The organism is Kribbella yunnanensis (assembly GCF_039529655.1).
GTDB lineage: Bacteria > Actinomycetota > Actinomycetes > Propionibacteriales > Kribbellaceae > Kribbella > Kribbella yunnanensis.
In genome coordinates this window covers 98,898-113,281 of sequence record NZ_BAAANF010000006.1, presented here as the reverse complement: position 1 = coordinate 113,281, position 14,384 = coordinate 98,898, and the positions used below count along the sequence as shown (strand labels likewise).

Annotated in this window: 15 protein-coding genes; 6 read left to right on the top strand and 9 right to left on the bottom strand. The window is 68.5% G+C overall.

All coding sequences use genetic code 11. The features are described 5' to 3' along the window. Positions 1-12: 12 nt before the first annotated feature. Complete coding sequence (locus ABD231_RS10070; RefSeq protein ID WP_344148609.1) at positions 13-978, bottom strand: GlxA family transcriptional regulator; 966 nt, start codon at positions 976-978, stop codon at positions 13-15. Positions 979-1,048: 70 nt separating this feature from the next. Between ABD231_RS10070 and ABD231_RS10065 the strand changes: the two genes are divergently transcribed. Further along, complete coding sequence (locus tag ABD231_RS10065) at positions 1,049-2,002, top strand: NADP-dependent oxidoreductase (protein WP_344148606.1); 954 nt, start codon at positions 1,049-1,051, stop codon at positions 2,000-2,002. Here the strand turns inward: ABD231_RS10065 and ABD231_RS10060 are convergent. Beyond that, the gene (locus ABD231_RS10060) at positions 1,980-2,729 is read right to left on the bottom strand and encodes a hypothetical protein (protein WP_344148603.1); all 750 of its coding nucleotides are present in this window, start codon (positions 2,727-2,729) and stop codon (positions 1,980-1,982) included. The two genes, ABD231_RS10065 and ABD231_RS10060, sit on opposite strands and share 23 nt — an antisense overlap. Positions 2,730-2,767: 38 nt before the next feature. Here ABD231_RS10060 and ABD231_RS10055 point away from each other — a divergent pair, with 38 nt between their 5' ends. Continuing rightward, positions 2,768-3,436 (top strand): response regulator transcription factor, encoded by a 669-nt coding sequence (locus ABD231_RS10055; RefSeq protein ID WP_344148600.1) that lies wholly within the window; start codon positions 2,768-2,770, stop codon positions 3,434-3,436. Beyond that, complete coding sequence (locus ABD231_RS10050; RefSeq protein WP_344148597.1) at positions 3,429-4,526, top strand: sensor histidine kinase; 1,098 nt, start codon at positions 3,429-3,431, stop codon at positions 4,524-4,526. Before ABD231_RS10055 ends, ABD231_RS10050 begins: the two co-directional genes overlap by 8 nt. On the opposite strand, the gene ABD231_RS10045 is transcribed toward ABD231_RS10050, so the two are convergent. From ABD231_RS10045 to ABD231_RS10020, 6 genes are all read right to left on the bottom strand, one after another. After that, positions 4,474-4,914: a GNAT family N-acetyltransferase gene (locus tag ABD231_RS10045; RefSeq protein WP_344148594.1), complete on the bottom strand. Its 441-nt coding sequence runs from the start codon at positions 4,912-4,914 to the stop codon at positions 4,474-4,476. The two genes, ABD231_RS10050 and ABD231_RS10045, sit on opposite strands and share 53 nt — an antisense overlap. Beyond that, entirely contained in the window at positions 4,911-5,519 is a 609-nt protein-coding gene (gene vanX, locus ABD231_RS10040) for a D-Ala-D-Ala dipeptidase VanX (protein WP_344148591.1), read from the bottom strand. The genes ABD231_RS10045 and vanX overlap by 4 nt, the downstream gene beginning before the upstream one ends. Then, positions 5,516-6,550, bottom strand: a complete 1,035-nt coding sequence (gene vanA / locus ABD231_RS10035; RefSeq protein WP_425554163.1) for a D-alanine--(R)-lactate ligase — start codon at positions 6,548-6,550, stop codon at positions 5,516-5,518. The genes vanX and vanA overlap by 4 nt, the downstream gene beginning before the upstream one ends. Continuing rightward, on the bottom strand, positions 6,541-7,524 hold the full coding sequence (locus ABD231_RS10030) for a D-isomer specific 2-hydroxyacid dehydrogenase family protein (protein WP_344148585.1): 984 nt from the start codon (positions 7,522-7,524) through the stop codon (positions 6,541-6,543). Before ABD231_RS10030 ends, vanA begins: the two co-directional genes overlap by 10 nt. A 118-nt stretch (positions 7,525-7,642) precedes the next feature. Next, complete coding sequence (locus tag ABD231_RS10025) at positions 7,643-8,083, bottom strand: hypothetical protein (protein WP_344148582.1); 441 nt, start codon at positions 8,081-8,083, stop codon at positions 7,643-7,645. 103 nt (positions 8,084-8,186) lie between these two features. Next, positions 8,187-10,688, bottom strand: a complete 2,502-nt coding sequence (locus ABD231_RS10020; RefSeq protein ID WP_344148579.1) for an ATP-binding protein — start codon at positions 10,686-10,688, stop codon at positions 8,187-8,189. A 217-nt stretch (positions 10,689-10,905) separates the two neighbouring features. Between ABD231_RS10020 and ABD231_RS10015 the strand changes: the two genes are divergently transcribed. Further along, entirely contained in the window at positions 10,906-11,439 is a 534-nt protein-coding gene (locus ABD231_RS10015; RefSeq protein WP_344148576.1) for an EF-hand domain-containing protein, read from the top strand. An 80-nt stretch (positions 11,440-11,519) separates the two neighbouring features. Beyond that, the gene (locus ABD231_RS10010) at positions 11,520-12,347 is read left to right on the top strand and encodes a hypothetical protein (RefSeq protein WP_344148573.1); all 828 of its coding nucleotides are present in this window, start codon (positions 11,520-11,522) and stop codon (positions 12,345-12,347) included. Here the strand turns inward: ABD231_RS10010 and ABD231_RS10005 are convergent. Next, entirely contained in the window at positions 12,344-13,216 is an 873-nt protein-coding gene (locus ABD231_RS10005; protein ID WP_344148570.1) for a helix-turn-helix transcriptional regulator, read from the bottom strand. The two genes, ABD231_RS10010 and ABD231_RS10005, sit on opposite strands and share 4 nt — an antisense overlap. A gap of 146 nt (positions 13,217-13,362) precedes the next feature. Here ABD231_RS10005 and ABD231_RS10000 point away from each other — a divergent pair, with 146 nt between their 5' ends. Continuing rightward, the gene (locus ABD231_RS10000) at positions 13,363-14,382 is read left to right on the top strand and encodes a zinc-dependent alcohol dehydrogenase family protein (protein WP_344148567.1); all 1,020 of its coding nucleotides are present in this window, start codon (positions 13,363-13,365) and stop codon (positions 14,380-14,382) included. Positions 14,383-14,384 lie beyond the last annotated feature (2 nt).

Here is a 14,384-nt window from a genome sequence, read left to right as displayed (position 1 = left end):
CCCCTGGTCTTCCTAGGTGCGGAAGGCCCGGCGGTATGCGGTGGGGGAGACGCCGGTGGTCTCCCGGAGTTGCTGGCGGAGGTTGGTGCCGGTCCCGAGACCGGTGCGGCCGGCGATCTGATCGACGGTCAGGTCGGTGTCCTCCAGCAGTTGGCGCGCATAGTCGAGGCGCTGCGTGGCCAGCCAGGTCCCCGGACTCACGCCGGTCTCGGCGCGGAACCGGCGGGTGAAGGTACGCACGCTCATCCGCGCGTGCTCGGCCAGCTCGACCAGACTCAACGGGCGGCCGAGTTGCTCAGCGGCCCAAGCCCGAGTGACCGCCGTACCGCCGTCCTGGGCCGGCGGGATCGGGCGCGGCACGTACTGCGCCTGGCCCCCGTCACGACGGGGCGGTACGACGCAGGCTCTGGCGGCCGCGCTCGCCACCGCGCTCCCGTGGTCGCGGCGGATGACATGCAGACAGAGGTCGATGCCGGCGGCCGCTCCGGCGGACGTGAGGATGTCGCCGTCGTCGATGAACAGGACGACCGGATCGACCTGTACGGCGGGGAACAGTTCCTGCAACTGCTCGGCCTCGGCCCAGTGCGTGGCGGCCGGACGACCGTCGAGCAGACCGGCCGCGGCCAGCACGAAGGATCCGGTGCAGATCGCCAGCAGCCGGGTGCCTGGCCGAATCTCCTTGAGGGCACGCAGTACGGCGTCCTCGATCAGGCCGTCGGAGTCGATGATCGCCCGGAGCATGTGGGACGGCGGGATGACGACCGTGTCGGCGGTGGCCAGCACCGACGCGTCGTACGGGACGGTGATCGAGTAGTCGTCGTGAGTCTGCACCGGGCCGCCGTCCACCGAGCAGGTGACCACGTCGTACAGCGGGTCGTCGGCCACGGCGGCGCCGCCGAAGATCCGCGCCGGGATCGCGAGCTCGAACGGCACGACGCCCGGCAGGGCCAGCACAGCGACACGATGACGATCAGGCATGGCCCGATTCTTTCACATGATGTCCATCCGGCCAGTAGTCGCGACGTCGCCGGACCGAAAGACTCGGGTCATGACAGCGCAGAAGAGAATGCAGGCGGCAGTCGCCAAGGCTCCCGGTGGTCCCGAGGTGCTCCAGTTGCAGGAGGTACCACGCCCGGTGCCCAGCGAGACCGAGGTCCTGGTTCGCGTGCACGCGGCCGGGGTCAATCCCGCCGACTGGAAGACCCGGGCCGGGGACGGCACGTTCCCGGCAATTCTCGGCTGGGACGTCGCCGGAGTGATCGAGGAGGTCGGCTTCGGCGTCACCTGGCTCCGGCCTGGCGACGAGGTACTCGGCATGCCGAAGTTCCCGGAGCTGCCGGGCGCCTACGCGGAGTACGTCGTCGCTCAGTCGCGTCAGTTCGTCCGCAAGCCGGAGGCCCTGACCTTCGAGCAAGCCGCCGGACTCCCACTGGCCGCGCTGACCGCATGGCAAGGCCTGGTCGACACGGCCGATCTGCAGGCCGGGCAGCGCGTCCTGGTGCATGCCGCCGCCGGCGGTGTCGGCCACCTGGCCGTCCAGATCGCCAAGAGCCTCGGCGCCTACGTCATCGGTACGGCGAGCGCCCCGAAGCACGACTTCGTCCGTTCCCTCGGTGCCGACGAGGTGATCGACTACCGCACCGAGGACTTCGCCGATGTCCTGCGAACGCAGCCCGTCGATGTCGTCTTCGACCCGATCGCCGGCGAGACCGGTCTCCGTTCCCTGCAGGTCCTCAAGGACGGCGGCGCGTTCGTCTCGATCCTCCCCGTCCACCCCGACGCCGCCGAGGCGGCGAACCGCCGCGGCATCCAGGCCGAGTTCACCCTGGTCGAGCCCGACCGCCTCGCCCTGACGGCGATCACCGATCTCGTTGCCCAAGGCAAGCTCCGGGTAGCGGTCGACTCGGTCTTCCCGCTCGCGGAGGCCGCGGCCGCCCACCGCCGCGGCGAGACCAACCAGGCCAGCGGCAAGATCGTCCTCAGCGTCCGGGGTGAGGGCTGAAGCGGGATCGCAAGACGGCGGCGAGCGCACCTAGTACGACGGCGCCGACCACGACCCAACCGAAGAACGTGAGCCCAGCTTCGAAGGATCGTTCAGCCGTGCCGGTACTGCGGAAGTTCTGGCCGCGCACGTAGATTTCGTAGTCGGTCCCGCGCTGGATGACCGCGTCGTAGTTGATCCGCGGCATCCAATGGCCGACCTGGTTCATGGTTGGGTTGCCGTAGCCGTCGCTGATCTCGAACAGCTCGAAGAACGCGACCAGCGCGGCCAGCATGGTCACGGCACTCCAGTGACCAACGATCAACGTCAGGCACGCACCCGTCCAGGCCGCGACCACGCCGAGCGCCAGACCCCACGCCGTAGCGGTCAGCAGGTCGGCCGTGGGGCCGGTCTCGCCGCGGGCTGCGAACCAGATGTACAGCAGGCCGAGGACGGGCAGGACGAGCACCGGGACGAGCGCGACCAATGCGAGCAGCCCGCCGAAGTAGTCGGCCAACGGCCGCCTCGTGGGCTGATACCAGCCCACGCTGCGCTGGGCGACGATTCCGCCGGCGGCCATCGTGACGAGGCCGAGGAAATAGGTGTAGCCCGGCAACCGTTCGGTGAGGTCATCCGGCATGTCCAGCAGGGCGTCGCCGCACCACAGGAGGAACGCGCAGAGCAGCACCTGCCCGGCCAGCAGATAGGGCCAGGAGCGTCGGTTCACGATGAGGCGGATGCTGTGCATACGCCGACGATAGGTGCTGACCCGTAGCATCTGGGGGTATGCGGGTGCTGATCGTGGAAGACGAGCCGGAGATGGCCGAGGCGATTCGGGACGGGCTGCGGCTGGAGGCGATCGCGGCTGATATCGCCGGTGACGGGCACACCGCGCTGGAGTTGCTGAGCCTGCACACGTACGACATCGCCGTCCTGGATCGCGACATCCCCGGCCCCTCGGGTGACGAGGTCGCCGCCAGCATCGTTGCCTCGGGCACCGGGATGCCGATCCTGATGCTCACCGCCGCCGACCGGCTGAACGACAAGGCGTCCGGCTTCGAGCTGGGCGCCGATGACTACCTGACCAAACCATTCCACCTTCAGGAGCTGGTACTCCGGTTGCGCGCGCTCGACCGCCGTCGGGTGCACAACCGTCCGCCGGTCTGGGAGATCGCAGGACTGAAGCTCGATCCGTTCCGCCGCGAGGTCTACCGCGACGGCCGGTACGTCGCCCTCACGCGGAAGCAGTTCGCCGTACTGGAGGTGCTGGTTGCGGCCGAGGGCGGAGTGATCAGCGCCGAGGAGTTGCTGGCACGGGCCTGGGATCAGAACGCGGACCCGTTCACCAACGCGGTCCGGATCACGGTGTCGACGCTGCGCAAGCGGCTCGGCGAGCCCTGGCTGATCGCGACCGTGCCCGGTGTCGGGTACCGGATCGGCACCGAGGATGAGTAGGCCGCCTGGGCTGAGCATCCGGCTGAAGCTCACCCTCAGCTACGCCGGCCTGGTGATGGTGGCCGGCATCCTGCTGCTGGGTGCGGTCGCGCTGTCGCTGAAGCTCACGCCGCAGGACGGGTTGGTGATCACCGTCAAGTACGGGTACTACGAAGGCTTGCTGAGGCGATTCGTGCCCGCGGCCGGCTTTGCCGCGGTGCTGCTGCTGGTCCTGGGGCTTGTGGGCGGCTGGTTCCTGGCCGGTCGGATGCTGGCTCCGGTCTCGCAGATCACGAACGCCACCCGGCTGGCCGCGACCGGGTCGTTGTCCCATCGGATCCGGATGCCGGGTCGCAACGACGAGTTCCGCGAGCTGGCCGACAGCTTCGACGCGATGCTCGCGCAGCTCGAAGCGCATGTCGCCGAGCAGCGCCGGTTCGCCGCGAACGCCTCGCACGAACTGCGCACCCCGCTGGCGATCACACAGACCCTGCTCGACGTCGCGCGCAAGGATCCGAAGCGGCCTCCGGACGAACTCGTCGACCGCCTGCACGCCGTGAACGCGCGGGCGATCGACCTCACCGAAGCGCTGCTGGTGCTCAGCCGCACCGACCAAGGTTCCTTCACCCGCGAGGACGTCGACCTGTCCCTGGTCGCGGAGGAAGCGGCCGAATCCCTGCTGTCACAGGCCGAAGAGCGCGATGTCCTGCTGGAGACCTCCGGCGAGCTGGCCGTCATCACCGGCTCCCGCGCGCTGCTGCTGCAGCTGACCACGAACCTGGTGCACAACGCGATCGTGCACAACACGGCCGAGGGCGGCATCGTGCAGGTCGACACCGCGGTCTGGCCGGAGTCCGTCGTACTGACCGTCGAGAACACCGGCGCGGAAATCACCCCGCAGATGCTCTCGACGCTCACTGAGCCGTTCCAGCGCGGGGCCGAACGCATCCGCAGCGATCACGGCGGCGTCGGCCTCGGCCTGGCCATCGTCAAGCGGATCATCGAGGTCCACCACGGGACACTCGGCCTGATGGCCCGCCCCGACGGCGGCCTCCGGGTCACGGTCGAGCTGCCTCGCGGCGGAACCACGACGACCGGCCGCTCTGGTTGACGTAGCCGCGGCCCTCGTAGAAGGCGTGCGCCTCGGTACGGCGGTCCGAGCTGCTGAGCTCGACCCGCAGACAGCCGTGGTCGGTCGCGAACTGCTCCGCGGCCGCCATCAACTGCCCACCGATCCCTTGGCCGCGAACCTGTTCGGACACCACCAGTGCCACGACCCGCGCCCACGATCCGGTGCGCTCGAAGTACGGACCGACATGTACGGCGACCACACCGACAACCTGACCGCGGTCATCGGCGACGTACGCCGTACTGGTCGGATCGGACTGCCAGTCGCGGATCCGATCAGCTGTCGCGGAGACCTCCGACTGCGGATAGCCGAGCTGCACCAGCAGCTCGTTGACGGCGACCGCGTCGGACGGTTCGGCGATCCGGATCATGCGATCGGGAAGTCGAAGTAGCTGTCCGGGTAAGGCTCGTTCTTCAAGGTGTAATGCCACCATTCGTAGTCGTAGCGCTGGAAGCCGGCAGCCTCCATGATGTTGCCGAGGTGCTGGCGATTGCGTGCCTCGGTCGGAGTGATGCCGGTCGCGCCGTGGTGGGAGATCGAGTCCATCAGGTCATGATCACCGCCCATGGGAGCAAGTTCGCCGGTGTCCAGGTGATAGAGAGTCAGGTCGACCGTGCTGCCGCGGCTGTGTCCCGACCTGGCCGACACGTAGCCCTGCACGAACATCTCGGTCCGCCCGATGTTCGGGTAGTGCCTGGACTTGGTCCGGCCGTCCTCCGGCTCGTTTGCCCAACGCAGGAAGCGATCCACGGCACTCTGCGGGCGATACCCGTCCCAGATCAGCAGCCCGAAGCCGAGCGTCGCCGCCTCTTGGCGACCCTTCGCCAGCGCCGCAGCCAGCGCCTTGGTCCCGACCACTCGGTTGGCGAGATAGCCGTCGACCGGACGGCCGGTGAAGTTGTCCCAGGTCGCATACTTGGCGTCCCAGCGGATCCCCGAGACGAACTCGTCCAGATAGACGAAGTCGGCCTTCATCGCGAGCTTCCCTCCATCGCCAGCGCCACCACGCGGTCCACCACATCACCCAGCGACAGCCCGGCCGCCGCCATCATCCGCGGATACCGGCTGTACGACGTGAGTCCGGGCAACGTGTTGACCTCGTTGAGGACGACTGTCCCGTCCTCCTTGAGGAACATGTCGACCCGGGCGAGTCCGCGGCAACCCAGCGCGCGGTAGATCGCCATCGCGGTCTCCTGGACCAGCTTGCGCGCGTCCTCCGGAATCTGCGCCGGCACGACCGGTGCCGAGTTCTCCGAACCGCTCTCGGGAGTGTCCTCCTGGTGGATCCGGAAGAAGCCGTGCGTCAGCGTGATGTGGTCGAGTTCGCCGGTCACGAGATCACCGTCGTTCCCGAGGATCGCGCAGCCGATCTCGCTGCCGACGACACCCTCCTCGATCAGCACCTTGGCGTCGTACCGGCGTGCTGTTTCGAGTGCGTCCGCCAGTTCGGCCGGTCGCGTGACCTTGCTGACGCCGAACGACGATCCCGACCGCGCCGGCTTCACGAAGACCGGGTAGGGGAGCTGGAAGGGGTCGATGTCTTCATCGGCGGTGCCGGTCCAGAAGGTGGGCGTGGCGATCCCGGCGCTGCGTACGACGGTGTAGGCGAGGGACTTGTCCATGCACACGGCTGAACTTTGGATGTCGCAGCCGACGTACGGGAGTCCGGAGAGCTCCAGCAGTCCTTGGATCGAACCGTCCTCGCCGGTCTTGCCGTGCAGGACAGGCAGTACGACGTCCAGGCTGACCGTCAGGTAGCGGCCGTCCGCGAGCAGCACCAGCAGACCGGGTGTGCTCCGGTCCGGCGACAGCACCGCCGGGCGGGCCGCGTCGAAGTTCGGCCCGTCGCACAGTCGCCAGGCGCCGCTCTCGGTGATCCCGATCCAGACCGGCTCGTACTTCGCCAGGTCGAGGTGCTTCGCGACCTCCTGCGCGGACTTCACCGACACCGGGTGCTCCTCGCCGGCGCCGCCGAACAAGATGCCCAGCTTCAGCTTCATATCCATTCCCGCTTCCTGCTCTCGAACTTGAGGCAATTGATGATGGAGTTCTCGACCGTGTCGCTGAGGGCGTGGTCGGTGTAATAGGCCGTGTGCGGACTGACGATTGCGTTCGGCAACTTCTGTAGCCGCAGCATCAGATGGCTCTCGAGCGGCTTGTCCCGGTGGTCGGCGTAGAAGATGCCTTCCTCGCCTTCGAGTACGTCGAGAGCCGCGCCACCCAGCCGCCCGCTCTCCAAGGCCTCGATCAGCGCCTCGGTGTCGAGCAACGCGCCGCGGCCGGTGTTGATCACGAACGCGCCGTCCTTCAGTTGCGCGATCCGCGCGCGGTCGAGGAGATGGTTCGTCTCCGCGGTGAGCGGCGTGTGCAGCGTGACCACGTCACTGATCCGCAGCAACTCGTCCAGCGGGACGTAGTCGGCCGACGTCATCGCACAGGTGTCATAGGCGACGACATAGCAGCCGAATCCGCGCAGCCGGTCCATCACGGCCGCACCGATCCGGCCGGTGCCGATGACCCCGATCCTGAGGTCGCGCAACTCGCGGCCGCGGAGCTCCGTCAGCCGGTAGTCGTGCAGGTCGACCCGCCGGATCATCGACTTCGCGTTCCGCACCGCCATCAGCATCAGCATCAGCGTGTAGTCGGCGACGCTGTCGGGGGAGTACGCGACATTCTGTACGGCGATGCCGAGGCCGGAGGCGTATTCCACATCGAGGTGGTTGTAGCCGATGCTGCGCGTCGAGATGTACGTGACGCCGGCATCGCGGAGTGCCAGCAAAGTCTGGTCGCTGATCCGGGACTTGTGTCCGACGCTGATGCAGCGGTTGCCGGCCACCAGGTCGATCGTGGCCTCGGTGACCGCGGCCGGCGTGATCGTCGGCTCAACCCGGTAGCGCGCGGCCAGTTCCCGGAACAGCACGGCTTCGTCGGGTTCACAGCCGTAGACCGTGATGCCCAGCCCTGGTTCGTGATACGTCATGCGGGCAAGTCAAGCCAACCGGTCGTTGCAGCTGCGTATCCGAGTTTTCATATGCTCAGCACACATGAGTCCGGGCCGGACCCCGTGGTCCGACCCGGCCGATGCTTCGGTACGGCGGTCAACGCGGGAGGAACTCGCTCTCGCACTTGAGCGTGGCGCCGAGGTCGACGCAGACCTGGATACCGGCCTTGACGATGCTGGCGCTGGTGTTCAGCTCCTTGTTGTCGTACGGGCCCCACGCGTCGCTTTCGCAGGTGCCGTCGTCCTCGTGCCAGACGCCGTTGGCCCAGTTGCCGTTGCTGAGCAGGGCCCGGGCGCGCGCGATCACGCGGTAGCCGTCACCGGGGCAGGTGTCGTTGATGACCCAGTTGTTGTAGACCACCTGCGTCGCGGACTTGAAGTCCAGGTCGGCGTACGACGAGCCGCCCGCGTCACCGCCTTGCGGGCTGACGACGTGCACGTAGACGTGGCCGTCGGCGGCCATGGCCGGGCTGATGCCGGCGGAAAGCATCGCGGCCGAGGCCACCGCGATTCCGAGTGCTCGAGTGGGAATGCGCATAGCAGAACTCCTTGTCACTGGGCGGCAAGTGTCCGGTTGAGGACAGCGGGCCCCATGCTCACCGTGACCGGAGTCGGGTGTCTCGGTTTCCGGTCGAATCCGGTCAGGCGGACAAGGCCGCGAGTTGCGTTGCGACGGCGTTGGCCTCCGGGGTCTTCAGGCGGTCGAAGATGGTGAGCGCTTGCCGGAGTTCGGACTGGGCGGTCTCGGGGTCGCCGAGCAGGACCAGGGCCCGGGCACAGCCCTGGTGACTGCGCGCCTGCTCATACGGGTCGCCGACCTCGGTCGAGATCGCCAGCGCGGCCCGGTGCCGGTCCAACGCGATCGCGGGCGATCCCGCCGTACAGGCCACGGTCCCGGACTCGTTGAGGGCGAGCGCCTCGGTGTCCCGGTTGGCGACCTCTCTCGCGATCTTCAGCGCGAGCTCCAGGCGGGAACGGGCCGGGTCGAGGGCGCCCAGCGCGTGGAGGGCGCGGCCGAGGGTGATGAGCGCGTAGGCCTCGCCGGTCCGGTTGCCGGTCTCGCGGGCGATGCTGATTGCGGCTTCCGCATCGGCACGGGCCTGATCGTGCCGGCCGAGGCTGAGGTTGACGCAGGCCCGACTGTTCAGCGCGCGCCCCTCGGTCACCCGGTCACCGGTCTCGCGCAACATCACCAGGCATTCCTGAACCCGTTCGTACGCCTCGTCGTACCGGCCGAGCCGTTCGGCCAGGTGGACCACGTTGTGCAGCGCGTGCGCGGTCGCCAGGTCCGAGCCGATCATGGCCGCGATCTCGATCGACTGCAGATAGTTCTCGTACGCCTCGGTGTACGCGCCGACGCGTTCGAGCACCAGACCGAGGTTGATCAGGGCGCGGATGTGCTCGCGGTGGTCGTCGCTGGTGGCTGCGATCGACAGCGACTCGCCGTACACCTCACGCGCCGCGTCGAACCGCCCGAGCCGCCAATAGACGACACCGAGACTGCTCAGCGCCCGGCCGCGCTTGGCCCGCGGGGTCACCCGTGCGGCGGCCGTGTGCAGCACCTCGCCGTCGCCGTAGTGGCCGGCGTCATCGAGGTAGCGGTAGAGAATAGACGACAGATCGGCCGTGTGATCGGCCAGATTCTGTTCGGCCGCGCTGAGTCCACAGGCGACCAGATTGACCCGCTCGGCCTCGAGCCACGCCAGGGCGGCCTCCCGATCCGCCGGTGCCTCGGCCGATGATGGCGCGGACGGACGCCACTTCGCCTCGTACGGCGCGTACACCGACATCGCGAGGGCGGCCATCGCCCGATAGTGATCGGCCAACCGGGTGAACGCGGCCCGGCGGGCGCTCGCCGGATCCTCGTCGCTTCCGCGTTTGGCGGCGTACACCCTGACCAGATCGTGCATCTCGAACCGGCCGGGGGAGCGCTGCTGCAAGAGGCTCCCGGCCAGCAGATCACCCAGTAGCACGGCCGTCTCGGCCTCGTCCGCACCAGCCAGTACGGCGGCCGCCGAGGTGTCGAAATCGGCGCCCGGGTGCAGCGCGAGCATCCGCAGCAGGGTGCGGTGGTCCTCCGGGAGGCTGCTGTCCGACTGGGCGAGCGCGATCTCGACGGCGTCGTCGAGCGACAACGTCCGGCCCCGCTCGACCAGCCGTTCCAGATGATCGGACAGACTCCAGGCCGGCGTCGCGTCGATCCGGCCCGCGACCAGCGCCAGCGCGAGTGGCAGCTGACCAACCTGTACGGCGATACGCCCGGCCGTGGCCGGATCCTCGCTCACTCGCGCTGACCCGATCGACTTCCGCAGCAGTTCGTCGGACTCGGCCGGAGTGAACGGGCCGAGCTGCAACCGCTCCGCCCCGGGTAATTCGAGCCGCCGACGACTCGACACGAGCAGCACGCTGCCCGGAACGCCGGTTAGGAGCGGTACGACCTGCTCGGCCGACGCGGCATTGTCGAGCAGGATCACCGATCGCCGACCAGCGAGCGCGCGGGCGAGCTTCGCCGTACGGGCAGTCTGGGCGGTGCCGCGCACGCCGAGCACGCGGAGAAAGGCCTCCAGTACGGCGCCCGGTTCGGCCGGCTGGCGTGGATCGAAGCCGCGCAGGTTGACCGCGAGCACCTGATCGACGCCGTCCATCAGGTGCGCGAGGTGCACGATCATCCGGGTCTTGCCGACGCCGGCCATCCCGTCGACAGCGAGCACGACGGGTGCGGATCGGTCGTTCAGCAGTGGCCGGAGCTTGGCGACCGCCTTGGCGCGTCCGATGAAGACGTCGAGGTCGTCCGGGAGTCGGTCGGTCACGTTCACCACGGCCGCATCGGACGCAGCTCCGCACGCCAGCTGGTAGGCCTGCCGCCAAGCCAGTACGACGCACTCATCCGCATCGCCGGTCAACGCCCGTACGACGTCGACCACCAGCTCGACGTCCAGTCGGCTCCGCCCGGGTTGCAGGCACCGGTAGACCGTGTCGTACGCCGGGATCTCGGCGACACCCCGCGCCGTACGGCTTCGGACGATCCGCCGATGCAGCTCGCGGTAGGACACTCCGGACCAGACCCGCAGCTCTCGTAACCGCGCCCCGAAACCGGTCAGCTCCGTCACACCACCTGGCACCGGCTGTGCACTTCCAGACATCTCGCGTGCCTCCCCGTGGTTCCCCCGACCCTGCTCGCCGGGCGAGGTTAACGCCTGCTGGGTCAGAGCGCGACGGTTCGCCGGGGTTTTTCGACGGACGTGATTGCGGTACCTGCGGGTCTCGCTGACCGCATTGAGTCGGGGCCGGTGATTACCCGCGGTGAGGGCCGGGTAGGAGCGGCGTACCGAAGTGATCGTTTGAAAGGGGGCGGGCGAGATGGCGACTGACTTCCAGCGGCGCAAGGTGGCCGTGGTCTTCGAGGCAATGGATGCCGACGGCAACGGATATCTCGACGAGTCCGATTTCGAGGCGCTGACCGAGCGCTGGGTGGGTCTGCGTGGCTGGGCCCCGGGCACCGCCGACCACGAGCGGATGCGGAGCATCATGATGGGCTGGTGGTCGGCGATCTCGACGATGTCCGGCGCCGAACACGACGACAAGGTCTCACTCGACGAGCTGATGAACGTTGTCGATCAGCTTCCGGAGATGCAGGACGCGGTGCATGCGACCGCCGATGCTATGTTCGACGCGATCGACGAGAACGGCGACGACCGGATCGCCCTGACCGAGCACAAACAGGTCGTCTACGCCTGGAAGGGTTCCGACGAAGGGATCGAGGAGGTCTTTCCGCAGCTGGACATCAACGGCGACGGCCACCTGTCCCGCGCCGAGTTCCGCGACCTCTGGACCGCCTTCTGGAGCGGTGACGACCCTGACTCCCCGTCCCAGTGGGTCTTCGGGCGTTACTAGAGCCGGCCGCGCGCGGCGTACAGACATTGGACCTCGGGGCGATCACCATGGGTACAGGGGATCGATCGAGGAGGACGGCCATGACGGACAAGCGACTTCGTTGGCAGTGTGGGATGGCTGTCGCGGTGCTCCTGCTGGCCGGCTGCTCGGACGACAAGGGTGCGGTCAACCCGACCCCGACTAGCAGTGCGCCGCAGCCGACGGCGACTCCGACAGCCGTCACCAGTACGCCGGTTCCGCCGACAACCCCGCCGACCGCCTCGGCCACCCCGACGCCCACGACCTCTGTGCCGGCGCGCAGGGTCTTCCGGTACCAGCCGGCGTGGCCGTTCACGTCCGAGGCGCGGGCCGCGGAGTGGCAGCGGTCGTACCGTAGCGGCGGGCATCAACCCTGGCACCTCGACGCGGCCGAGACTGCCTTGGCGTTCACCCAGGGGTTCTTGGGATTCAAGGACATCACGCTGATCACCTCACGCAGCATCCGCGGCGACGAGGCGCACGTGGGAGTCGGCTTCCAGATCGACACCGGCCGCAAGTTCACCGCCGCCGTCGTCCACCTCGCGCGGATCGGCCAAGGCAAGGACGCTCCCTGGGAGGTCGTCGGCACCCGCGACTCCGACCTCTCGCTGACCTCACCACGCTACGGCGCCACCGCCGGCTCCCCGCTAACTGCGGGCGGCCGCATCACCGGCGTGGACGAAGCGATCCGGATCGAGGTCCGCCAAGCCTCCACGGCCAAACCCCTCGGCACCCTCTGCTGTGTCGCAGCAGGCGGCGAGCGCACCCCGTGGTCCGGTCGCGTCAGCTACCGCGGTGCCACCGACCCGGTTCTGGTCGTCGTCGCCTCGGCCGGCGGCCACAGCCACGGCACCGAGCGCTTCGCCATCACCGCCGTACGCCGTTCCTAACCGTTGCCCAGGGCATCCGCCGGTGCTGTCCAGGAGGCGAGCAATTGAAGGCGTTCTGCGGAGGGCGAGCCGGGTTCGGCGGTGTAGATCAGGAGCACCAGCCCTGGTTCGGCCGTGACCGCGAGTTCTTCGTAGGCGAGCACGAGTTCGCCGACGACGGGGTGCTGGAAGCGCTTGGTGCCTGAACCGTGCGTGCGGACGTTGTGGTCCGCCCACAGTCGGCGAAAGGTCTCGCTACGGGTGGAGAGTTCGCCGACGAGATCCTGGAGGCCGCGGTCGTGCGGGTCGCGGCCTGCCTCGGCGCGCATGATCGCGACACACATCTGGGCGAACAGTTCCCAGTCGGGAAAGAACTCCCGGGCGGCGGGATCGAGGAACTGGAAGCGGGCGAGGTTCGGCATCCGGCCGCCGTCGCCGATGACCGGTGAATAGAAGGCGCGCCCCAGGGCGTTCGTGGCCACCAAGTTCTGGTGCGGATCCCGGACGAACGCCACGCCGTCCTTGATCGCGTCCAACACCCACTGCAGGCTCTCCCGTGCTGCGGCCTTTCCCGCCGTACGGCGGCGCTGTCGGCCCGAGCTCGGGATTCCGTCGGCCGCCCGGGCGAGGTCGAGGAGGTGGGCGCGCTCGGTGTCGTCCAGTTGAAGCGCCCGCGCGAGCGCTTCGAGCACGCCAGAGGAGGCGCCGGCGATTTGGCCACGCTCGAGCCGTGCGTAGTACTCGACGCTGAGCCCGGCGATCGTTGCCACCTCGCTGCGACGCAGACCGGGGACCCGCCGGGCACCGGTCGTGGGCAGTCCGGCCTGCTCCGGCGTGATGCGGGCGCGGCGAGTCGTGAGGAACTCGCGCACCTCTTGACGGTTGTCCACGACTACGACAGTAGTACGCCGGTCGCGCTGGCGAGGCGTTGAAGGGTGCCCTATCAGTACACCTATCGACGGGGACTTCTTGCCCGATCGGCCGGCGGGTTCACTCCTAGAGTAGGTATCAACGTCAGTCCGAGAAGGAGCGCGCAATGCGCCAGGTAGTCATGCACGGGCCCGGTAACGTCCAGGTGGAGGACCGCGAGGACCCGAAGATCATCGCGCCGACCGACGCGATCATCCGGCTGTCCGCAACTTGCATCTGCGGCAGCGACCTGTGGCCTTATCGCGGTGCCGAGCCGGTCGATCACCAGGTCATGGGTCACGAGTACGTCGGAATCGTCGAGGAGATCGGCGCGGACGTGCGCACGGTCAAGGTCGGCGACTTCGTGGTCGGCTCGTTCTGGGCCTCCGACAACACCTGCGAGATCTGCCAGGCCGGTTACCAGGCCTACTGCGTGCACCGCGTGCTGATGGGCACGCTCGGCACGCAGTCCGAGCGGGCCCGGATCCCGTTGGCCGACGGCACGCTCGTCGCGACTCCCGGGATCCCCGACCCGGAGCTCATCCCGTCGCTGATGGCGGCATCCGACGTACTAGGCACTGGTTGGTTTGCGGCTGTTGCCGCGGAGGCCGGTCCGGGCAAGACGATCGCGGTCGTTGGCGACGGTGCTGTCGGTCTGCTGGGAATCCTGGCTGCTCAGCAGCTCGGTGCCGAGCGGATCATCGCCTTCAGCCGGCACGCCGATCGCCAGGCGCTGGCCAAGGAGTTCGGCGCCACCGACATCGTCGAGGAGCGTGGGGATGAGGGCGTCGCGCGCATCAAGGAGCTCACCGGCGGGCTGGGCGCCCACTCGGTCATCGAGGCCGTCGGTACCCAGGAAGCCATGGCGCAGGCCATTCGCTCCACCAGGCCGGGCGGGCACGTCGGATTCGTCGGCGTCTCCCACGACGTGGCGATCCCCGGTGACGAGCTGTTCATGGCCGGCATCCACCTGCACGGCGGTCCCGCACCGGTCCGGCAGTACCTGCCCCACCTGGTCCAGCTCATCTGGGACCGCAAGATCAACCCCGGCAAGGTCTTCGACCTCGTCCTGCCGCTCGACCGCGCCGCCGAAGGCTACCGAGCCATGGACGAGCGTACGGCGACCAAAGTCCTGCTGACCGTCTGATC